The following is a 21,328-nucleotide window of genomic DNA, read 5'->3' as shown; positions in this document are numbered from 1 at the left end:
TGAAAGATTGCCTTTATGACATTTCTGTTATTTCAATCCTTCCAATAGTCTCTTCAGAACAACGGTTGCCGAGATTTCACGGTTGGCCGCTTCCGGAATGACAATTGATTGCGGACTTTCAATCACGTCGTCTGTCACAATCATATTTCTACGAACCGGCAGGCAATGCATGAAATAAGCATTGTTGGTCACCGCCATTTGACGGTCGCTAACTGTCCAGTCACGATCCTTACTCAATATCTGTCCGTAGTTATCCCCCGCATAGGCTGCCCAGTTCTTTGCATATATGAAATCCGCTCCTTCGAACGCTTTCATCTGGTCGTACTCAACTTTGGCGTTACCCACGAATTGGGGATCCAGCTCGTATCCTTCCGGATGGGTGATGACAAATTCGTAATCTGTGGCGTTCATCCATTCTGCAAAAGAGTTAGGAACGGCTTGCGGCAATGGGCGGGGATGCGGTGCCCAAGTCATGACTACTTTGGGACGTGCTGTTTTCTTGTATTCCTCGATAGTGATTAGGTCAGCGAAACTTTGTAGCGGATGGCGGGTTGCTGCCTCCATCGAGAAAACCGGACGACCGGAATATTGAATAAATTGATTTAAGATTGTCTCTTGATAATCGAAATCACGGTCTTCGAAGCGTGCAAAAGAACGCACTCCGATTACATCGCAATAGCAGCCCATTACAGGGATCGCTTCCAGCAAATGTTCCGGTTTGTCTCCGTCCATAATTACACCACGTTCCGTTTCCAACTTCCAGGCACCTTGATTGATGTCAAGCACCATTACATTCATTCCCAGATTAAGCGCGGCTTTCTGTGTGCTGAGGCGGGTGCGCAGACTGGAGTTGAAGAAGATCATCATCAATGTCTTGTTCTTTCCAAGTTCTACATATTTGAAGCGGTCCTTCTTAATCTCAAATGCTTCTTCAATGGCCGATTTCAAGTTGCCAATGTCCTGTACACAAGTAAATTTCTTCATCTTATCTATTATTTATTCGTTATTATCTTATTGTATTTCTCACCATCTTGTCTGTCCGTCGCCTTCGATAACCCATTTGTAAGAAGTGATTTCTTCCAGTCCCATCGGGCCGCGTGCGTGCAGCTTCTGCGTGCTGATACCTATTTCTGCTCCCAAACCGAATTGTGCGCCGTCAGTGAAGGCGGTAGATACATTGGTGTACACACAGGCTGCATCCACTATCTTGATAAACAAGGCTGCACGCTCCTTGTTCTCCGTAACGATGCATTCACTATGCTTGGAACTGTTTTCCTGGATGTGTCCCAGTGCGTCTTCAAAACTTCTGACCGTTTTGACGGCCATTTTGTAATCAAGGAACTCTGTTCCGAAACTTTCATTTGTTGCAGATTGTAAGAGCTCTGCAGGGTAGTGGCCTTCCAATGCTTGGTAAGCTTGTGGGTCGGCATAGATAATTACGTGGCTGTCTTTCAGCTTCTCGCAGAGTTTGGGAAGGTCGACCAGTCTTTTCTCATGCACAATGACGCAATCCAATGCGTTGCATACGCTGACTCTGCGCGTCTTGGCATTGTGGATAATATCTGCTCCTTTCTTTACCTCTCCGAACTCGTCAAAGTAAGTGTGGCAAATGCCTGCTCCTGTCTCAATGACCGGTATTTTGGCATTATTGCGTACAAAATTGATTAAATTACTGCTACCTCTGGGAATAATCAGATCAACATAACCTACAGCATTTAGCAATGCGGCTGTTGCTTCCCTGTCGGCTGGTAACAGTTCTACGATATGCGGATTTATATTAAAACTTCCCAGTACTTCGTGAATCACGCTGATGATGGCACGATTGGAACAGTCGGCATCGCTTCCTCCTTTTAATATGCAAGCATTTCCACTTTTCAGACAAAGAGAGAATACATCAAAACTGACATTGGGGCGTGCCTCATAGATTATTCCTATGACCCCGAAAGGAACACTGATTTTTGTCAGCTTCATCCCGTTGGGGCGCACAGTCTCTTTCAGTATTTTGCCTAAAGGAGAGGGGAGCGTAGCTACATTGCGTGTATCTGCTGCGATACCTTTCAAACGCTCTTCCGTCAATTTCAACCGGTCGTACTTCGGATCATTTGGGCCCATCCGTGCAAGATCCTTTTCATTCTCTGCAAGAATGAACGGTGCTTTTGCAATTGCCGCATCGGCCACTGCATTTAAAATCTGATTGATGGTATCATCGTTCAGTAAAGCCAATTCTCGGCTTGCTGCCTGTACGGCAGCAAAGGTTCTGTTTAAATTTGTAGTCATTTGCTCCTTTTTTGCATTAAATAGAAAGATAAACAATGCAAATATAGTGAATGATGTGAATAAAACCTGTTGAAAACAGAAATAAATGTTGTGCCTAGGTTATAATTGTAATAACCTTTGGAGTGTATATTTTTATTGTGATGAGAAAATATCTCATCATGTTGAGTATTTAAACGCGATTATTATTCAATATATAAATAATCATAGTGTACAACAGGCTTCTTTCCATGTTTTCCGATAACCTCTTTGGCTTGCTGGGAGTCACAGTTTGCTTTTCCTACACCCACTTGGTTTCCTTGAAAGTCTATGATACGGACAATATCGTCTTTTTCAAATTCTCCTTCGATATGAGTGATACCTATCGGGAGAATACTGACTGCTTTCTCCGAACTGAGTACCTCAGTGGCACATTTGTTGATGTGAATTTCTCCTTTGGCAAAGCCTTCACTATGTGCAATCCACTTCTTGATACTGGATACCGGTTCGCAAGAAGGAATGAAGCGGGTGCAAAGAGTGCTTTCGGGGTGTTCTAACAAGTCTACCAAGATGTTGTTACGTTTACCATTGGCAATGATAACCGTAATTCCTTCATCAGCAACTTTGCGGGCGATATTTGTTTTCGTCAGCATACCTCCTCGCCCGAAGCTGGACTTGCTTGCTTGAATATAGTTGGATAGATCTTTCCCATGACCGATTTCCCGAATAACGGAAGAATCGGGATCGGACGGAGAGCCGTTATAGATTCCGTCGATGTTGCTTAAAATGATAAGTGCCTGCGCATCCATCATAGAAGCTATGAGTCCGGACAATTCGTCGTTGTCCGTGAACATGAGTTCACTTACGGAGATAGTATCATTCTCGTTGACGATAGGAATCACATTGTTTTCAAGCATTACCGTCATACAGTTTTTCTGATTCAGGTAATGGCGGCGCGTACTGAAACTTTCTTTCGTAGTCAGCACTTGTCCGACGGTAATTCCGTGCTCACGGAAAAGTTCGTAATAACGGTTGATCAGTTTGGCTTGCCCTACGGCAGAGAATAATTGTCGCTGGTCTACACTATCGAGTTTCTTCTGCGGATGTACCTCGCTACGTCCGGATGCAACGGCTCCAGAAGAAATAAGGATGATTTCTACACCGGATTTATGTAGTTCTGCTATTTGGTCAACAAGTGCAGACATACGGGTTACGTCCAATGTTCCGTCTCGGCGTGCCAAAACATTACTACCCACTTTTACTGCGATTCGTGTAAATTCCTGTTTCATCTTTGCTAACGATTTGAAAGCACAAATATAGAGCTTTTTGTCGATATGTTACCAAAACAGCCTAAAAAGAATTATCTTTGCAGCCGGATAGAGAAAAGAAAAACAATGAAACATACAAATCCGCAAGTAGAACAGATGACCTCCTTCATCGTAATGGATGTGTTGGAACGGGCAAACGAGTTACAGAAACAAGGCATTGACATTATTCATTTAGAAGTAGGTGAGCCCGATTTTGACGTGCCGTCTTGTGTAGCAGAGGCGGCGAAAGCTGCTTACGATCGGCATTTGACTCATTACACCCATTCTTTGGGAGACCCTGAGTTACGTCGGGAAATTACAGCTTTTTATCAGAGAGAATATGGAGTGGCGGTTGATCCGGACTGTATCATCGTGACTTCCGGCTCTTCCCCCTCTATTCTTCTTGCCTTGATGTTGCTTTGCAATTCGGAGAGTGAAGTGGTTCTTTCCAATCCGGGATATGCCTGCTATCGGAACTTTGTGCTGGCGGCTCAAGCCAAACCTGTTTTGGTGCCGTTGTCCGAAGAGAAAGGATTGCAATATGATATAGAAGCTATCCGCAAATGTGTGAATCAGCATACTGCCGCTATTTTTATCAACTCACCTATGAACCCGACGGGGATGTTATTGGAAGAAAGTTTCTTGAAAGAAGTAGCGGCTTTGGGAGTTCCTGTCATTTCAGACGAAATTTATCATGGCCTGGTGTATGAAGGGCGTGCACATAGTATTCTCGAATACACGGATCAAGCATTTGTGCTGAATGGATTTTCCAAACGGTTTGCCATGACCGGACTGAGGTTGGGGTATCTCATCGCACCGAAATCTTATATGCGTTCATTGCAGAAGTTGCAACAGAATCTGTTTATCTGCGCATCCAGTGTTGCCCAGCAGGCGGGAATTGCAGCTTTACGGCAGGCGGATTCGGATGTGGAACGTATGAGGCAGGTCTATGATGAGCGTCGGAAATATATGATTGCCCGTCTTCGTGAGATCGGATTTGAGATTAAGGTGGAACCTCAAGGGGCATTTTATATTTTCGCTGATGCACGCAAATTTACTGCCGACTCTTATCGCTTTGCATTCGATGTACTCGAGCATGCGCATGTCGGTATTACTCCCGGAGTGGACTTTGGTACAGGAGGGGAAGGATACGTGCGTTTCTCCTATGCCAACTCGTTGGAGAATATCAAGGAAGGACTCGACCGTATCAGTCGCTATCTTTCTCGTCCCGGGCTCTGATAAGCTCTGTGGCGGCCTCATATTCCTCCTCTGTGACAAGGATAGAGACAGCAGGAGCGATATAGGGGGCTAGCGTTCCCATAATACCGTCTTTGACAACGCAACGAATGTCATTGCTTTCCAATAAACCCTTGATGATTTCAGCTTCCCACGGGGAGCCGGAGAACACCTCTATTGACTTGCTATAATCCTTTTCTTTCATGATCTTATATATTAAGGGTTGCTATTTACAAATATAACAAAAAAGAAAGACAAATGGTTATCCTTCAATTAAAATTTATTCAAGCGTGATGTGTTTAACACGGATTTGCTGTTGGAGGAAGGTGGAAGCTGATTCAGTGAACTTCTCTTCCGCCTCTGTCGTGTAAAACGAGCAGTTCCCGTTTTTCGTACATTTCGCGTCCATTTCCGGATGTCTCCTCAAATAGTCTTTCAGGCTTTGGGCTACATATTCGCCTTGCGAAATCACGCTGATATGTTCCGGAATGTATTGCCGGATTTTAGGTAGGAGTATGGGAAAGTGCGTGCATCCGAGAATCACGGTGTCTATTTGCGGGTCTTTTGTCAGTAGTTGGTCTATGTATTTACGGATAAAGTAATCAGTTCCTTCGTTTTGTGATTCATTGTTTTCCACCAACGATACCCACATCGGACACGCTACTCCGCTCACCCGGATATCCGGAAATAATTTATGTATCTCCAACGGATAAGATTCGGACTTTACAGTACCCGCTGTAGCTAATATGCCGATATGCTGGTTTTGGGTGATATTTCCGATACATTCCACTGTAGGACGGATTACTCCGAGTACGCGGCGAGCCGGATCTATATTGGGAAGATCGTTCATTTGAATGCTACGCAAAGCTTTGGCTGACGCAGTGTTACACGCTAATATGACCAGATGACACCCCATGTCGAACAGTTTGCTTACGGCTTGCCGGGTAAACTCGTATACGACCTCAAAAGAACGTGTCCCGTATGGAGCACGGGCATTGTCTCCCAGATAAATGTAATCGTATTCCGGAAGTACCTCTCTTATTTTATCTAAGATGGTCAGTCCGCCATAGCCGGAGTCAAATACTCCGATAGGACCGGGAGCATGGGATAAATGTTGATTCATGACATACAGTATTTATGTACGCAAATGTACGCCAAAAAAAGGGAACGAGAAAGAAGATTAATCTTCTTTCTCGTTCCCTTTTTTATATTTTCGCTTCTTGGAACTCTCTTTTATTTGATTCCAAGATTTGCTTTCACCTTATTAGTCAGGTTGATACTTTGCGCTTCGTTTACGTAAGGTATTGAAGTTCTAGCAAGGTCGAAGATATAGATAACACCTTCAGCAGCACCTACTGCTTTGATGGCATCATCCAGTTTCTTGTAGATAGGAGCCATTGCGTCAGTCTGAGCTTTCTGCATCTGCTGCTGAGCGTCTTGCTGGAATTGTTCCTGTCTCTGCATCATGTCCTGCAACTCTTTTTGTCTTCTTTCAGCGATGTTAGCCGGAAGAGAGTCTTTGGCCATAGCCTGTTGGAATTCCTGATATTTTTTGTTGAATTCTTCCTGAGTTCTTTGAAGTTCGGCAGTCAGTTGTTTTTCTAATGTCTGGATATCATTTTGTGCCTTCGTAAATTCCGGCATTACAGTGATAATCTCCTGCGCATTAATATGACCGAATTTCAGATTCTGTGCAAATACACCCATTGGGAGTGCAAGCAACATTACAAGTGCAATTTTTTTAAGCATAGTTCTATAATTTATTTGAATGATTTTTAGTTATTTCCGGATGCAAATGTATGAAATTAATTTGAATATCCTAGTTTTCTTAGTATTTCATCGCTAATATCGATACGCGGATTGGCAAAAATGATGCCTGTCGCAGAGGCCCTGTCGACCACCAGATCATATCCATATTGTTGTGAAATGGCTTTTACCGCTTCGTAAATATCATCCTGAATTGGAGTGATCAGCTTGTCTCTCATCTTGGCCAATTCACCTTCCGGACCGAAATAGTTGCGCTTCAACTCAGCAGCCGCTTTTTCTTTGGCTACGATTTCATCTTCTTTCTTTGTCTTTTGAGCGGCAGAGAGAGTGGAGGATTTCGCTTGATAATCCTGAAACATCTTCTGAGCTTCTTTTGCCAAAGCTTCTACTTCGCTCTGGTATTTTTTCGTAGCTTGTTGCATTTGCTCGTTGGCGCTTTGAGCGGTCGGAATATTTTTCATGATATATTCCGTATCGATCAGTGCAAATTTTTGTGCGTTGGCTGCCATACTGACGGCAACCAGCATCATGATTAATAGAACAGACTTTCTCATAACGTTTAGTTTTTGGTGATACATTAGAATTCTTGTCCTAAGATAAAGTGGAATTGGCTTCCTCCATATTGTTTAGAACCTAATACTTGGTCGAAACCGTAACCCCAGTCAATACCCATCATACCAATCATCGGCAGGAAGATACGAACACCGACACCGGCGGAACGTTTCAAGTCGAACGGATTGAATTTCTTGATATCATGCCAAGCATTACCGGCTTCCAAGAAACCTAACACATAAATGTTAGTACTTGTTTCCAGCATGAGCGGATATCTTAATTCAATGCCGAGACGTGCATAAGCGTAACCTTCCGAACCGTATGGTGTCAATGAACTGTTTTCGTAACCACGTAAGGCAATACTTTCGGTTGCATAAGTTGAATAACCAGTCATACCGTCACCACCAACGTCAAATGTACCAAACGGTGACTTTTTGAACTCGTTGTAGTGTCCCAACAAGCCGAATTCCGTACGGGTCATCAATACAAGACATTTCGGATGTGCAACCGGGTCCATCAACGGAGTGTATGTTTTGCCTTTGAATTTCCATTTGTGGTATTCTACCCATTTATGAAGCTTGTTCATATTGTCTTGAGTAATGGTTCCGGTTTCAGGATTGCTGTAATATCCTTTATAGTCTTTGCCGTCCATTAATGAGTAAGGCGGTGTGAACTGCACTGACAATGAGAAATCCGAACCCGAACGCGGGAAGATTGGGTTGTCAATAGAGTTACGTGCCAAAGTCAGTGAAAGGCTGAGGTCATTACATTTACCGTTTGTTACCGGGAAGTACTGCCAGTCTTTCAAGTTGTAACGTTGATAAGCCAACTCGGCAGAAAGGGTGAAATAGTCATCCGGCCATTTCAGACGTTTACCCCAACCAACGGAAAGTCCCCACATCTTGATCGATTTATCGGGGTCATAATAGTTCTCGTAGTTATTGTAATTGCCATAGTTGTACATGCCATAACCGCCATAACCGCTATACATACTGTTATAGTAGTTGTTAAAGTAGCTGGAGTTGTAGTAACGGCTACTGATATCTGTCTGTACGGAGAAGAACGCCGAAACAGAGAATGAGTTCGGGCGTTTGCCGCCAAACCAAGGATCGAAGAATGAAATACTGTATGATTGGTAGTATTTGGCATTCGTCTGTCCGCTGATAGTCAGTGTCTGTCCGTCACCTTGCGGCAGGATACCGCGATAATTCTCACCCGGATGCAGTAAGTTGGCAACAGAGAAGTTTGTGAACTTCAGACTCAGTTTACCGATAATACCTGTTTGTCCCCAACCGGCAGAGAATTCCACCTGGTCATTGGCTTTGGAAGTCAACGGCAGGCCTATGTCAACCGTTCCGTTCATCGGGTCCGGTTGAATATCCGGCTGAAGTTTTTCGGGGTCAAAGTGTCCCATCTGCTGGATTTCACGCAAAGAACGCATCAAGTCTTCTTTGCTGAACAACTGTCCCGGACGGATACGAAGTTCACGACGGACTACATTTTCATACAGACGGTCGTTACCGCTGATGTTGATCTTATTGATAGTAGCCTGACGGCCTTCATAGATTCTCATTTCCAGGTCGATAGAGTCGCCTACAATGTTCACTTCTACCGGATCGAGGTTGTAGAACAGATAACCGTTGTTGTAGTATAAGTTACCGATAGCGTCATCATCTGTAGAGATACGTTCGTTCAGCAACTTCTGGTTGTACACATCTCCTTTTTTCATACGCAGAAGGAAGTCCAACTGTTCTGAAGGATACAGCGTGTTACCCACCCAAGTCACGTTACGGAGATAGTATTTCTGACCTTCCTCGATATCGAGATAAACATTAACTGTTTTCTCGTCGTATTGTGAGATACTGTCTTTTCTGATAACTGCATCACGATAACCTAGCTCATTATATTTGTCGATGATGAGTTGCTTATCCGCTTCGTAGTTTTCCGGTACGAATTTCTTCGTACGGAACAAGTTGCGAAGTTTCCCTTTTTCATTGGTTTTCTTCATTACTCGTTTCAGCTTGGAAGCTTTGATTGCCGTATTTCCAACAATTTTGATTTCGTGAACTTTTACTTTCTCTTTCTTGTCAATGTCGATGTCCACAATTACTTGGTTCTCGCTGGAGGGATCATCTTTTTGTGCGATGATAACTTCTGCATTCTTAAAACCTTTATCGTCAAAATAACGCTTAATCAATGTTTTGGCCCGGTCTACGGTATTCGGTGTAATCTGCATACCCTTCACCATTCCCAACTTACCTTCCAAATCGGTACGCTCTGACTTCTTAACGCCATGATAGCGTACCTCAGAGATTCGGGGACGCTGTGTCAGACTGATTTTTAACCAGATTTTGTTGCCTTCTATCTTTTCGGCTGTGATTTGTACGTTTGAGAACAAGCCATGACGCCAATAACGTTTGATTGCTCCGGTGATTTCGTCACCCGGCACAGTAATTGTTTGTCCTACCGACAGTCCGGATAGTCCAATCAATACATAGTCTTCATAATTCTTCACGCCTTCGACCTTGATATCCGCTATCTCATACTTTTTGGGTGTTCCAGAGTATAAGATAACAGGTTTCGAGTCTTCATCAGTGTTGGCATTTTGCGCAATACCTGTTGTTGCAAAACTGAACAGGCAGATAAACGTTATGAATATAAAGGAAATACGATAATGCATTTATGTTATAATTTGATGTTTCGAGTTATATTAGCTGATTTGTTCACTGGTCTTGCCGAATCGTCGTTCCCGCTGTTGATATTCGCAAACGGCTTTATAGAGTTCTTCTTTGTCGAAATCCGGCCAAAAGATGTCACAAAAATAAAGTTCCGAATAAGCACATTGCCATAGCAGGTAATTGCTTAGTCGGATTTCGCCTCCCGTGCGGATTAATAAATCCGGATCGGGCATAAAATTAGTATTCAGATGTGATGCGATGCATTCGTCTGTTATCTGTTCAGGAGATAAATCTCCTTCTTTAATCTTCGTAGCTATTTGTCGGACTGCTTCGGTTATTTCCCAGCGTGAAGAGTAGCTAAGTGCCAACACTAGACACATTCCCGTGTTTTTTGCGGAATGATCTATGCATGATGTTAAACTATCCTGGACTTCAACCGGCAATTTCTTTAAGTCACCGATTACATTGAAGCGGAGATTGTTTTTCATCAATGTCTCTTCCTTAATAGAATCCAGCAATAGATTCATCAGTGCCGTAACTTCCTCTTGCGGACGACTCCAGTTCTCGGTGGAGAAAGTATACAAAGTGAGGTACTTGATTCCCAGACGGGCTGCATCTTCGGTAATTCTCTGTACCGTTTCTGCGCCTGCATGGTGACCGTAAGTACGTTCTTTTCCCCGTTGCTTTGCCCATCTTCCGTTACCATCCATGATGATGGCTACGTGTTGGGGTATCCGAGTTTTGTCTATTTGCTCTATATAGGACATTTTTCTGTTTTAAACGTATGCGTTTATTATTGACCTGCATGCTTGGGACTCTTATCAAACCATAATTGGTTTAAGCGTGCACGCCAGATTTCTGAATCATGACTATAAGGATGTGTATTCTCACCTTCTTCGAGTAAAACATCTCCCTTACTGAATAAGAAGTAAATGTAGTCATTCTTTGTGTCTTGTACTACGGAGTAATTAGTTCTTCCCATGAATTCCGGTTTTTCTATTGTTGGTTTGAACTCGGGGTCACTCCAATCCTGATAAGGGAATGAGAACTTTTTGTCCGCTTTTTGCCAAGCAATTCCTTCATTCTTTGAAACATAGATGGATTCAAACTTGTCACCAAAAGTATAAAGAAGGTTATTGTAATAAATAATAGTCGGATTCTTGAACTCCGGGCAATAAGCAACCGTTGAAGTGGTTCCCAACTCAGCCCATGTTGTTCCATTGTATCCCCATGCTATGCTGACTGGAATTTCTTTATCACCAACCGTTATTTTGATAGATTCATCATGTTCACCTATTATAACATTCTGATATTGTCCTCCTTTTTTGAAAGTTGTGTATGAAATGTTCTTTGTTGGGAAATTCTCACCGGCTGCTTGTATTTTAGTTTCAGCATTTCCTATCCCTAGTTCCGATTCTAAAATGGAATACAAATAACGTACGTTATCTTCTGTCTTGAGATAAGTGGCTTGTTGAATGTACTTCTCTTCTTCGGTTTGGCTATTGTCATTCTCAATGGGTATTGCTGAAATAAATGTATTTACTTCACCTGAAAATTTATTTGATTCTGTCCATGCTATACCGTCGGTAGATTCATATACCTTATTATCTGCGGTAGCCAATATAATCTTCTCTAAGGGTAATATGGAGTTAGGAAGAGTTGCTAATCCCGTTGCATTTTGCAAATTCCAATTAGATAAGTCACTACTACTATGTACTTTTACACTTGACCCATCCATAGAATAGGTGAAATATTCATCTTTAAATTTAATGGTTTTCTGTGCTCCTTTAATCTCATCACCTATTTTCCCGACATATCCCCAGCTTAAAGAATCCGGATCATGTTTGTGTACTCTAACCTCAATAGTATATGGCTTTACTTTGTTAGGGGCTATTCCTGCCAGTGCCTCAGTAGACCATACCTTGATTTCTAATTTTTTACGAAGGTCTAGTGAATCGTTAATATTGATAATAGAGTCTCTTCCTTCTTTGTCTTTCATGGTGATGACGCCTGAAGCTGTTGTCAGCGTCTTAATCAAGATTTTGTCAATAATAGTATCTGCGTGAACAGGGAGTGAATCCTGATTATAGATAAGGCCATTTTGTTGGTCAATAGTGAACTTGTAGGATATCCCATATATTGTATCAAGTTCAAATGCATGTATAGTTGCATCTGGGCTATATTCTATGTCATTATCGTCATCAAGGCATGACGTTATAACGAATGACACCATGAAAAAACTCGCAATGAATGATAAAAACTTTATTCTCATTTGAAAGATTGTGTTTATTTACAAGTTGCAAAAATAGAAACATTTTTCCCGATAATGAACATTACAGGTAAGTTTTATATAAAATTATAGATAATAACACTGTTTTTATCGACGTAAAACTCCCTGAATAGGACTATTTTAGCTAAATCCGATGAACATAATACCAAATTTGTCTTCCAAAGTGTTCTTTGGTCGAGTAACTAAAATTATTGCTTATTTCAGGTGATTTAACACCGGAGTATAACCGCTTGGGGCACTTCTCTATATAGGCTTCATCCCATAATTCATTGTCAATGAATGATTGCAGCAGTTGGCTTCCGCCTTCTACCAACAATGATTGTATATTTCGTTGATATAACTCTTCCATAATCAGCTTCAGAGGGTTATGACCAAAATCAATAGTTATATAGCTGACGCTCTTTTCTTCCGGATGTTCTTTCTCTGTGAAAACTAATGTCGGGACCTCTCCGTTGAATATTTGCAAATCATTCGGAAGAGAAAGGTTGCGGTCTAAAACAATACGTATAGGGTTACGTCCATACCAGTTGCGTACCGTCAGAGAGGGATTATCCAGCAAGGCTGTCCGTCTTCCTACCATAATAGCTGTATTCTCCGCCCTTTTTTTATGTACCAACATTGACGTAAGAGGGGAGGAGAGAAGGACAGGATTCCCATCAATTCGCTCTATGTCAATGAATTGGTCGGCCGATTCAGCCCACTTAAGAGTAATAAAAGGTCGGCGGAGCGTGTTGAAAGTGATAAAACGGCGGATCAGATGCAGGCATTCTTCTTCCAGCACACCGACTATAACTTCCCGTCCGGCATTCTGTAGTTTCTGAATCCCTCGTCCGGCTACTTTGGAAAAGGGATCCCGGCAACCAATGACGATACGCGGAATCTGTTTTTCGATGATCAAGTCTGCACAGGGAGGTGTTTTACCATAGTGGGAACAAGGCTCCAGGCTGACATAGATTGTCGAACGTTTCAATAAAGACTCATCCTTGACGGAGCGGATTGCATTGACTTCGGCATGCGCTTCTCCGCAACGGACATGATAACCTTCACCGATAATGCGCCCGTCGCATACGATAACAGCCCCTACCATCGGATTGGGAGCTACGTTGCATAACCCGTTCTTTGCGAGCTCAATACAACGTCTCATGTATTTTTCTTCTTCCATTTTGGTACTCTTCGCTATATTATTCTTACTTTTGCACTCCGAAACTGTAAATGTATGAATCGTATCTCCACCCGCATTCGCCAATCTCTGCGTGATATCTATCCGCCGGAAGAGCTTAAAGCCCTTACGATGATGATTTGTTGCGATATGCTCGGGTTCGATCCGCTCGATATTTACTTGGGCAAAGATATGATTTTATCCGAATGCAAAGAGCGTGAATTAGAAAACATTATATTCCGTTTACAGAAAAATGAGCCGATACAGTACATTCGCGGCTTTGCGGTATTTGGTGGGAGGAAGTTCAAGGTAGCTCCGGGGGTGCTGATTCCCCGTCCGGAAACTGCGGAGTTGGTAGATTGGGTCGTCAATGAGAATCCGGGAGCACATCACCTATTAGATATAGGTACGGGAAGCGGATGCATTGCAATTTCTCTGGATAAGAGACTTCCGGATGCCGACGTGGAAGCTTGGGATATTTCGGAAGAGGCATTAGCGATAGCTCGGACAAACAACGAAGAACTGGAATCCCGAGTGCTGTTTCGGCAAAGGGATGTTTTATCTGACGATTGGGAAAAGTCACCGTCGTTTGATGTCATTGTAAGCAACCCTCCTTATGTCACTGAGGCGGAGAAAGATGAAATGGAAGCTAATGTGCTCGATTGGGAACCGGCACTGGCTTTGTTTGTTCCCGATGACGACCCGTTGCGGTTTTATCGCAGGATTGCCACTCTGGGGCGTGAGTTGCTTCTGCCGGAAGGAAAACTTTATTTTGAAATCAACCGGGCGTTTGGCCGGGAAATAGCATATATGCTTGAAATGAACCAATATCGTGATATTCGTGTTATAAAAGACATATTTGGAAAAGATAGAATAGTTACAGCTAACCGATGAGTGCACAATTAACAGACGAAGAGGCTTTAAGTCGTGTAGCCTCCTATTGCTCTACTGCCGAGCATTGCCGGGCAGAAATAAATGAGAAGTTACAACGTTGGGGGATAGCCTATGATACCATAGCGCGTATTCTTGACCGGCTGGAATCGGAAAAGTTCATTGATGACGAGCGTTTCTGCAGGGCTTTTGTGAATGATAAATTCCGTTTCGCCAAGTGGGGGAAGATGAAAATAGCGCAAGGACTCTATATGAAGAAGATTCCATCCGACGTAGCATGGCGTTATCTGAATGAGATTGATGAGGAGGAATATCTTGCTGTCCTTCGTGGACTGCTGGCCTCCAAGAAAAAAAAGTAGTCCATGCGCAGGATGAATATGAACTGAATGGAAAGCTGATGCGGTTCGCTATGAGTCGTGGGTTTGAACTGAAAGATATCAGGCGTTGTATCGATGTTCCCGATGAAGAGGAGCAGGTGGAGTAAAAAATAAACGGATTCTTCTTTTTATTCTCGTTCTATTTCTGTACTTTTGCGGCAAATAATTAATAGTTAGTTTAGTTATGAAAAACTTAGAGAGACTATTTGCGGAGAAACTGTTGAAGATTAAAGCTATTAAACTTCAACCTGCTAACCCTTTCACTTGGGCTTCTGGATGGAAATCCCCCTTTTACTGTGACAACCGTAAAACTCTGTCCTATCCTTCTCTTCGTAATTTTGTGAAGATTGAAATTACACGTCTGATATTGGAACGATTCGGACAGGTGGATGCGATTGCAGGTGTGGCGACTGGTGCTATTCCTCAAGGAGCTTTGGTTGCTGATGCATTGAATTTACCGTTCGTATATGTTCGTTCTACCCCGAAAGACCATGGATTGGAGAACCTAATCGAAGGTGAACTTCGTCCGGGTATGAAAGTAGTAGTAATAGAAGATTTGATATCTACCGGTGGCAGTAGTTTGAAGGCTGTAGAGGCGATTCGTCGCGATGGCTGTGAAGTAATTGGTATGGTTGCGGCTTATACGTATGGCTTCCCGGTTGCTGAAGAAGCATTCAAGAACGCTAAAGTGACTTTGGTGACATTGACCAATTATGAGGCCGTGCTTGATGTTGCTCTTCGTACAGGTTACATTGAAAAAGAAGATATCCAGACACTGAACGAATGGCGTAAAGACCCTGCTCATTGGGATGCTGGTAAATAAGACTTTTTTTGATTAAATATATGTCAGTAAAAGAACTCTTCGGACAATATTTGCCCGGATAGTTCTTTTTTTGTTTTTATACAAATAGAATATTATGACTAAATTTGAGAGTAGTGTCAAGGTGATACCTTACAGTCAGGAACGAGTGTATAACAAGCTTTCGGATTTGAGTAATCTGGAAGCCATTAAAGACCGTTTGCCGCAAGATAAGGTACAGGATTTGAGTTTTGATTCGGATACGTTGAGTTTTAGTGTTTCTCCTGTTGGAAAGCTGACACTGCAAATCGTTGAACGTGAACCTTCTAAATGTGTGAAGTTGGAGACAACCAACTCACCGCTTCCTTTTAATATGTGGATTCAATTAGTGGCGACCGGTGAGGAAGAATGCAAAGTAAAGGTTACTATCGGGATGGATATCAATCCGTTTATGAAAGCGATGGTGCAGAAGCCCCTCCAGGAAGGTTTGGAGAAGATGGTTGAAATGCTGTCGATTATAAATTATTAATTCAATTATTAATTGGTATGGCACAGAAACTTTGGGAGAAATCCGTGCAGGTAAATAAGGACATCGAACGCTTTACGGTGGGACGCGATCGTGAAATGGATCTTTATCTGGCCAAGCATGATGTGCTCGGCTCTATGGCGCACATCACAATGCTCGAAAGTATCGGTTTGCTGACGAAAGAAGAACTGGAGCAGTTGCTGGCTGAACTGAAAAATATTTATGCTTCAGTGGAGAAAGGTGAATTCGTGATAGAAGATGGTGTGGAAGACGTACATTCGCAGGTGGAGTTGATGCTGACTCGTCGTTTGGGAGATATAGGAAAGAAAATTCATAGCGGCCGTTCGCGTAACGACCAGGTACTGTTGGATCTTAAACTCTTTACCCGCACGCAAGTCAGAGAAATAGCCGAAGCGGTAGAGCAGCTTTTCCATGTATTGATTTGCCAGAGCGAACGTTATAAAAATGTTTTAATGCCGGGATATACACATCTGCAGATTGCCATGCCCTCTTCTTTCGGACTATGGTTCGGTGCTTACGCCGAAAGCCTGGTGGATGATATGCTGTTTCTGCAGGCTGCATTTAAGATGTGCAACCGTAATCCGTTAGGTTCTGCTGCCGGATATGGTTCTTCGTTTCCGTTGAACCGGACGATGACAACTGAGTTGCTCGGTTTTGACTCTATGAATTATAATGTGGTATATGCCCAGATGGGACGTGGCAAGATGGAACGTAATGTTGCGTTTGCGTTGGCCACGATTGCCGGAACAATCTCCAAATTAGCTTTTGACGCTTGTATGTTCAACAGCCAGAACTTCGGATTTGTGAAGTTGCCCGATGATTGTACTACGGGTTCCAGTATTATGCCTCATAAGAAGAATCCGGACGTGTTTGAATTGACACGTGCCAAATGTAATAAGTTGCAATCGCTTCCCCAACAAATCATGATGATTGCCAACAATCTGCCTTCCGGTTATTTCCGTGACTTGCAGATTATAAAAGAGGTCTTTCTTCCGGCTTTCCAGGAATTGAAAGACTGTTTGCAGATGACAACTTACATCATGAACGAGATTAAGGTAAATGAACATATCTTGGATGATGACAAATATCTGCTCATTTTCAGTGTGGAAGAAGTGAACCGTTTGGCACGCGAAGGTATGCCTTTCCGCGATGCATACAAAAAGGTCGGTCTGGATATTGAAGCAGGTAAATTCTCGCATAGTAAGGAAGTACATCATACACATGAAGGAAGTATAGGCAATTTGTGTAATACAGAGATCTCTGCATTGATGCAGCAAGTGGTCGATGGATTCAACTTTTGCGGGATGGATAGAGCAGAGAAAGCACTGCTTGGAAGATAAAATGAACTTTCGGAGGATAGTTTTTTAAACTTTCCTCCGAAAAGATTTGGCAGAAACAAGTAAACTACTTATCTTTGCACCCGTTGAAAAAATGCGGAAATAGCTCAGTTGGTAGAGCATAACCTTGCCAAGGTTAGGGTCGCGAGTTCGAGTCTCGTTTTCCGCTCTTCTTTGAAAGGATGCTCGAATGGTGGAATCGGTAGACACGAGGGACTTAAAATCCCTTGGCCATTGCGGCTGTGCGGGTTCAAGTCCCGCTTCGAGTACGAGTATTCTTTACTAATCCCCTTGTAAACGTGTTGTTTATGAGGGATTTTTATTTTATTACGGGCATATTGCGGGCAAAAGTAAAAATGAATCCCCTTTTCACACACGTGTAATGACCCCCAAAAAATCTTCATGCTTATTTCTTTCCCCTTTTTTATAGCATCCACAAAATCCACATTTTGAGCATATCTTTCATACATGCGAATGACTACGGAAAAATCTTTGTAGTGTATCAGTTCCAAATAACAGCTATTTGGAGTTATAGGACATGAGGATTATCAAAAATCACATTTTACCCTTACTAAAACCTTACTATATTTTTTGTTTTACCCTTGCCGTAATCTTGCCGTTATTTAACAATTCATCTTAGGGTAATCTTAGGGTATTTTGCTCGTTTTCCCGTCGTTTTCCCGCCGTTTTCTCTAGTTATAAGGTGAGAATAATCACCTATTGGAATCTAAGCGAATAATGTAAATATAGATAAATGTACATGATTTAGAAAACAGTGCATGTTCGAGGTACTTATAACCGTTTCCAAACCGTTTTCTTGCTTCGAAAGCAATAGTATGTTTGTACTATGAGTGTGAGATTTTCCCACGTTATCCTATGCCGTTTTACTTGAATAACGCTTGTTTAACGCTCGTTTTCGTGTTTTGTTTGTGTCTAAGCGGTTTTCTTTTGCCGGGCGAACAATATATCATCCGAAAAGAAAAAGCCCTAAAATCGCAAACCTTGAAAGCGAAAACGGGTGTAAATAAATGATGCTGCCTCATCTCACGACGAAACAGCATAAACACAAAATTCTTTTAAATGTAAGCCCGGCAACCGTATTGTTACCGGGGTGGCTTTGTTGATTGGCGTCAACTTTCATGTGTCATTTATTGATGTGAGTTGTAGACCATTTCATTTAGTACTGTACAATTGTCTTTACTGAGACCTGCATTAAAACTGGTGCCGGATTCCACAGTTACCAGCCTGTCAATAACGCAAGTCTGGCAATACATTACGTTAACCGTTACTTTATCGTTGTTCTGTAGAATCTTCAGCAGTCTTTCGATGAACTGTTCTCCTTCTTCTGTCCGCTCTTTGCTTGCGGGTTCTATTATCATTCCCATAGTTATATTGATTGATTTCTGTTGTTATCGTTAAACATTTCATCCCAGATACAGAAAGCAAGAAGGATGATACAAATAATTAGTGTAGCGTTCATAATTGATTAAACATCAAAGAAGTGTTCTCCGGGCTTCTTGAAAAAACGATATCCGGTATACAAGCAACCTAATACTATCAATATTTTCATCTCGTTATAGTTTAAGAGTTGTAACCTGTTGGTATATCGTGGAGGCTCTTATTATTTCTAATGGTGTGCCGGTCACTTCTATTGCTGTGTACTCTTCGTATTCGAATACATTATGCTTTATTCCTTCTATCTTTAGCATGGTAGTAATATCCTCTACTTGCTTGCTCTCGTGGAGCTTGTAGACCTTTGTTTCTGTCATAGTGTATATTTTATGATGGGGTAGCGTTTTACGACCCCATCCGATTAATAATCAATCACCACAATACAACCCACATCCGTAGCCCATTGCACGACTAATACGGTCCTGGTACTCATTATAAGAGATACCCTCTTTGCGTGCTGCTATCTCGGCTTTCATGCGTTCCGCTTTGGCTTCCGCTTCTCTTCTGATCCGGTCGGCTTCGATTTGTGCACGAAAAAGAACCGAACTAATAGCGGCTTGCTCTCTTTTCTCACGTGCCTTTTCTTCATGTACTTTTTCTTCCTCTTCGATTGCTTTGCATTTTTCTGCTATGGACTTTTCCCATTTTGCTGTTTTCCAAGATTTACGGAGTGCATCGGCAAATGTCGGGTACTTTGCACAGGCGTTCGTAAATAGGGCCCAAGCTTTTTTCATTATCTTGCTTAAATCGTAACGTGCCATATCTTTATATCGTTTTATGTTATTATTATGACGCAAATATATCGTATTAAAATATACAATCAAAATAAATAGCACGGAAATATCATGTATAAGAGTATATTTAACCTTTATTTATACTTTTGTTCGATATAATGTAGTATGTTTGTACTATAATCTAAAACGATATAATATGGAACTAAGAATTAAAGATGTATTAAAGGAAAAAAAAGTGACCGTTGTATCACTTGCAGGAATGATAGGGATAACTCAGCCAAATATGAGTAATATTGTTAATGGTAAATCTACACCTTCTCTCGAAACATTGGAAAAGATTGCATCAGCTTTAGAGGTTGATATTACAGAACTGTTTGGACCTTCTTCTTCCGGTGGTATTATTGGAGTGATCCGCATAAGAGATACCAATTACAATATAAATAGCGTATCGGACTTGTCCTGGCTGCTGGATAGAATAGAAAGCGGAGAAATTGTTTTATAATATCAAAGTAGAATAGTCATGAATGAAGATTTAAAACAGTTGTTAGATAAAGCTGACACACTCAAAGAAGAGTTATCCGCTTTACGTCCATTACCGGAAGATGCGTTGCAAAAGATACAGGACGCCTTAGATATAGAATACACTTACGAAAGTAACCGAATCGAAGGTAATACCCTTACATTGCAGGAAACCGCCTTAGTGGTAAATGAAGGCGTTACCATATCCGGCAAGTCTATGCGTGAACATTTGGAAGCTATCAATCATAGCGAAGCTATTGATTATATCAAAGATATAGCGAAGAAGGATATAGAGATAAGCGAACGCACTATCAAAGAAATACATGCTCTTATCTTGCATGGAATAGATCGTGAAAATGCCGGGCGGTATCGCACCGTTCCCGTTATGATTTCCGGTAGTACCCACATGCCGCCACAACCTTATCTAATACAGAAACAAATGGAGGATTTTATGATAAAGTACCGACAGATGGAGGAAGAAAAAGTACATTCGGTACTTATAGCCGCATATCTTCACGACGAACTTGTACGTATTCATCCGTTTATTGATGGAAACGGGCGAACGTCACGTTTATTGATGAATCTTTATCTTTTACGGAATGGGTATACATTGGTTACTTTAAAAGGTAGCAATGAGGATAAAATAAGTTATTATAAAGCACTGGAAGAATCTCATACAGAGAATAAGCCGGAAGCCTTTCAAAAACTTGTTGTTGAGGCCGAAATAGCCTCTTTGCAAAGATATTTGTCTATAATGCAATAGGGTATGAATACAAATGAAATAGATAAATTGAGCTTTTGCAAAGCTCATGCCTTGTTTGAAACTGGAGATATAGATCGTATTGAGGTGGCAACCGTAAAAGGATTGTGTGACATACACCGTTATTTGTTCGATGGGTTGTACAGGTTTGCTGGACAGGTGCGTACGTTGAATATAGTAAAGGGAAACTTTCGTTTTGCTAATTGTATGTATCTTGATGTGATGCTCCCAGTAATAGAAAAGATGCCGGAAACGAAATTTGAGGAAATCATTGCTAAATATATATGATTGTAGCCATATCCGAAGAATTGCTGTTTAAGCTAGTAGAATTTGCAGAAAATCTGGGTCGTAAAAAAGAACGGATCAACTCCTTTAAAGAATCTCAATTTATATCTCAAAATCAGGCACATATCCGGTATGGCAAAGGAAATGTTACTAAATGGGTAAAAGCTGGCATAGTGAAGAAATATAAAGATGCTGATGGAAAGTTACGTTCCGGCGTTCGTTATGATGTGCTTGACCTGGAATCAGCCGCTTTTAAATGTAATTATATGAAAGAACTTTCCCCTTTGGCAAAGGCTGAAATGAGAGAAATAATAAGCCCCGTTCCTTGATTGGTTCGGGACTTTTGTTTATACTTAGCCATTAAAACTATAATTTATATTCATCG

General features: G+C 41.8%; 22 protein-coding genes, 2 tRNA genes and 2 pseudogenes. 12 read left to right on the top strand and 14 right to left on the bottom strand.

The genetic code is table 11. The features are described from left to right. Positions 1-27: 27 nt before the first annotated feature. From BACFIN_RS07225 to proB, 3 genes are all read right to left on the bottom strand, one after another. Positions 28-984, bottom strand: coding sequence for a Rossmann-fold NAD(P)-binding domain-containing protein (locus tag BACFIN_RS07225; RefSeq protein WP_007754967.1), 957 nt, complete (start codon positions 982-984; stop codon positions 28-30). A 39-nt stretch (positions 985-1,023) separates the two neighbouring features. Then, positions 1,024-2,277: a glutamate-5-semialdehyde dehydrogenase gene (locus BACFIN_RS07230; protein ID WP_032839730.1), complete on the bottom strand. Its 1,254-nt coding sequence runs from the start codon at positions 2,275-2,277 to the stop codon at positions 1,024-1,026. 182 nt (positions 2,278-2,459) lie between these two features. Further along, positions 2,460-3,542, bottom strand: coding sequence for a glutamate 5-kinase (gene proB / locus BACFIN_RS07235; RefSeq protein WP_007754961.1), 1,083 nt, complete (start codon positions 3,540-3,542; stop codon positions 2,460-2,462). Between the two features lie 105 nt (positions 3,543-3,647). On the opposite strand from proB, the gene BACFIN_RS07240 reads away from it, so the two are divergent. Then, entirely contained in the window at positions 3,648-4,799 is a 1,152-nt protein-coding gene (locus BACFIN_RS07240) for a pyridoxal phosphate-dependent aminotransferase (protein WP_032839728.1), read from the top strand. Here BACFIN_RS07240 and BACFIN_RS07245 read toward each other — a convergent pair. The 8 genes from BACFIN_RS07245 to ribD form a co-directional block, all read right to left on the bottom strand. Next, positions 4,768-5,001, bottom strand: coding sequence for a DUF2007-related protein (locus BACFIN_RS07245; RefSeq protein ID WP_007754954.1), 234 nt, complete (start codon positions 4,999-5,001; stop codon positions 4,768-4,770). The two genes, BACFIN_RS07240 and BACFIN_RS07245, sit on opposite strands and share 32 nt — an antisense overlap. 75 nt (positions 5,002-5,076) lie before the next feature. Next, complete coding sequence (gene murI / locus BACFIN_RS07250) at positions 5,077-5,919, bottom strand: glutamate racemase (protein ID WP_007754951.1); 843 nt, start codon at positions 5,917-5,919, stop codon at positions 5,077-5,079. A 110-nt stretch (positions 5,920-6,029) separates the two neighbouring features. Continuing rightward, entirely contained in the window at positions 6,030-6,545 is a 516-nt protein-coding gene (locus BACFIN_RS07255) for an OmpH family outer membrane protein (RefSeq protein WP_007754950.1), read from the bottom strand. Between the two features lie 56 nt (positions 6,546-6,601). Next, entirely contained in the window at positions 6,602-7,117 is a 516-nt protein-coding gene (locus BACFIN_RS07260) for an OmpH family outer membrane protein (protein ID WP_022276508.1), read from the bottom strand. A 23-nt stretch (positions 7,118-7,140) separates the two neighbouring features. Then, on the bottom strand, positions 7,141-9,795 hold the full coding sequence (locus tag BACFIN_RS07265; RefSeq protein WP_007754946.1) for a BamA/OMP85 family outer membrane protein: 2,655 nt from the start codon (positions 9,793-9,795) through the stop codon (positions 7,141-7,143). 30 nt (positions 9,796-9,825) lie between these two features. Then, positions 9,826-10,560 (bottom strand): isoprenyl transferase, encoded by a 735-nt coding sequence (locus BACFIN_RS07270; protein ID WP_007754943.1) that lies wholly within the window; start codon positions 10,558-10,560, stop codon positions 9,826-9,828. 26 nt (positions 10,561-10,586) lie between these two features. Beyond that, positions 10,587-12,065 carry a DUF6242 domain-containing protein gene (locus BACFIN_RS07275; RefSeq protein ID WP_007754941.1) on the bottom strand — a complete coding sequence of 493 codons (1,479 nt, stop codon included), beginning with the start codon at positions 12,063-12,065 and terminating at the stop codon, positions 10,587-10,589. A gap of 142 nt (positions 12,066-12,207) precedes the next feature. Then, positions 12,208-13,245, bottom strand: coding sequence for a bifunctional diaminohydroxyphosphoribosylaminopyrimidine deaminase/5-amino-6-(5-phosphoribosylamino)uracil reductase RibD (gene ribD / locus BACFIN_RS07280; RefSeq protein ID WP_032839727.1), 1,038 nt, complete (start codon positions 13,243-13,245; stop codon positions 12,208-12,210). A 54-nt stretch (positions 13,246-13,299) separates the two neighbouring features. On the opposite strand from ribD, the gene prmC reads away from it, so the two are divergent. The 7 genes and pseudogenes from prmC to BACFIN_RS07310 all read left to right on the top strand — a co-directional run bounded on the left by prmC (position 13,300) and on the right by BACFIN_RS07310 (position 17,462). Next, entirely contained in the window at positions 13,300-14,136 is an 837-nt protein-coding gene (gene prmC / locus BACFIN_RS07285; protein WP_032839725.1) for a peptide chain release factor N(5)-glutamine methyltransferase, read from the top strand. Beyond that, a pseudogene (locus BACFIN_RS20855) lies at positions 14,133-14,617 on the top strand (regulatory protein RecX). Before prmC ends, BACFIN_RS20855 begins: the two are co-directional and overlap by 4 nt. A gap of 77 nt (positions 14,618-14,694) precedes the next feature. Then, positions 14,695-15,333 (top strand): orotate phosphoribosyltransferase, encoded by a 639-nt coding sequence (gene pyrE, locus BACFIN_RS07290; RefSeq protein ID WP_007754934.1) that lies wholly within the window; start codon positions 14,695-14,697, stop codon positions 15,331-15,333. Positions 15,334-15,427: 94 nt separating this feature from the next. Further along, on the top strand, positions 15,428-15,838 hold the full coding sequence (locus BACFIN_RS07295) for an SRPBCC family protein (protein WP_007754933.1): 411 nt from the start codon (positions 15,428-15,430) through the stop codon (positions 15,836-15,838). A 17-nt stretch (positions 15,839-15,855) separates the two neighbouring features. Next, positions 15,856-17,196, top strand: coding sequence for an argininosuccinate lyase (gene argH, locus BACFIN_RS07300; RefSeq protein ID WP_007754932.1), 1,341 nt, complete (start codon positions 15,856-15,858; stop codon positions 17,194-17,196). 93 nt (positions 17,197-17,289) lie between these two features. Beyond that, positions 17,290-17,362: transfer RNA gene (locus BACFIN_RS07305), tRNA-Gly, on the top strand. A gap of 15 nt (positions 17,363-17,377) precedes the next feature. Beyond that, positions 17,378-17,462: transfer RNA gene (locus BACFIN_RS07310), tRNA-Leu, on the top strand. Positions 17,463-18,341: 879 nt separating this feature from the next. On the opposite strand, the gene BACFIN_RS07315 is transcribed toward BACFIN_RS07310, so the two are convergent. The 3 genes from BACFIN_RS07315 to BACFIN_RS07325 all read right to left on the bottom strand — a co-directional run bounded on the left by BACFIN_RS07315 (position 18,342) and on the right by BACFIN_RS07325 (position 19,406). Further along, positions 18,342-18,578, bottom strand: coding sequence for a hypothetical protein (locus tag BACFIN_RS07315; protein WP_007754929.1), 237 nt, complete (start codon positions 18,576-18,578; stop codon positions 18,342-18,344). 189 nt (positions 18,579-18,767) lie between these two features. Beyond that, the gene (locus tag BACFIN_RS07320; protein ID WP_007754925.1) at positions 18,768-18,962 is read right to left on the bottom strand and encodes a hypothetical protein; all 195 of its coding nucleotides are present in this window, start codon (positions 18,960-18,962) and stop codon (positions 18,768-18,770) included. Between the two features lie 51 nt (positions 18,963-19,013). Next, complete coding sequence (locus BACFIN_RS07325; RefSeq protein ID WP_007754923.1) at positions 19,014-19,406, bottom strand: hypothetical protein; 393 nt, start codon at positions 19,404-19,406, stop codon at positions 19,014-19,016. A 169-nt stretch (positions 19,407-19,575) separates the two neighbouring features. On the opposite strand from BACFIN_RS07325, the gene BACFIN_RS07330 reads away from it, so the two are divergent. The 4 genes and pseudogenes from BACFIN_RS07330 (at position 19,576) to BACFIN_RS07345 (ending at position 21,272) form a co-directional block, all read left to right on the top strand. After that, a complete protein-coding gene (locus BACFIN_RS07330; protein WP_007754920.1) occupies positions 19,576-19,881 on the top strand; it encodes a helix-turn-helix domain-containing protein in 306 nt (101 codons plus the stop codon). 18 nt (positions 19,882-19,899) lie between these two features. After that, positions 19,900-20,661: a Fic family protein gene (locus BACFIN_RS07335; RefSeq protein ID WP_007754917.1), complete on the top strand. Its 762-nt coding sequence runs from the start codon at positions 19,900-19,902 to the stop codon at positions 20,659-20,661. Positions 20,662-20,664: 3 nt separating this feature from the next. Next, positions 20,665-20,943: pseudogene (locus BACFIN_RS07340) on the top strand (protein adenylyltransferase Fic); the annotation flags it as partial. Beyond that, on the top strand, positions 20,943-21,272 hold the full coding sequence (locus BACFIN_RS07345; RefSeq protein ID WP_007754915.1) for a hypothetical protein: 330 nt from the start codon (positions 20,943-20,945) through the stop codon (positions 21,270-21,272). The pseudogene BACFIN_RS07340 and the gene BACFIN_RS07345, both read left to right, overlap by 1 nt. Positions 21,273-21,328: the final 56 nt, after the last annotated feature.

It is taken from the genome of Bacteroides finegoldii DSM 17565 (genome assembly GCF_000156195.1).
Lineage (GTDB): Bacteria > Bacteroidota > Bacteroidia > Bacteroidales > Bacteroidaceae > Bacteroides > Bacteroides finegoldii.
This window is presented reverse-complemented; position numbering and strand designations above follow the sequence as displayed.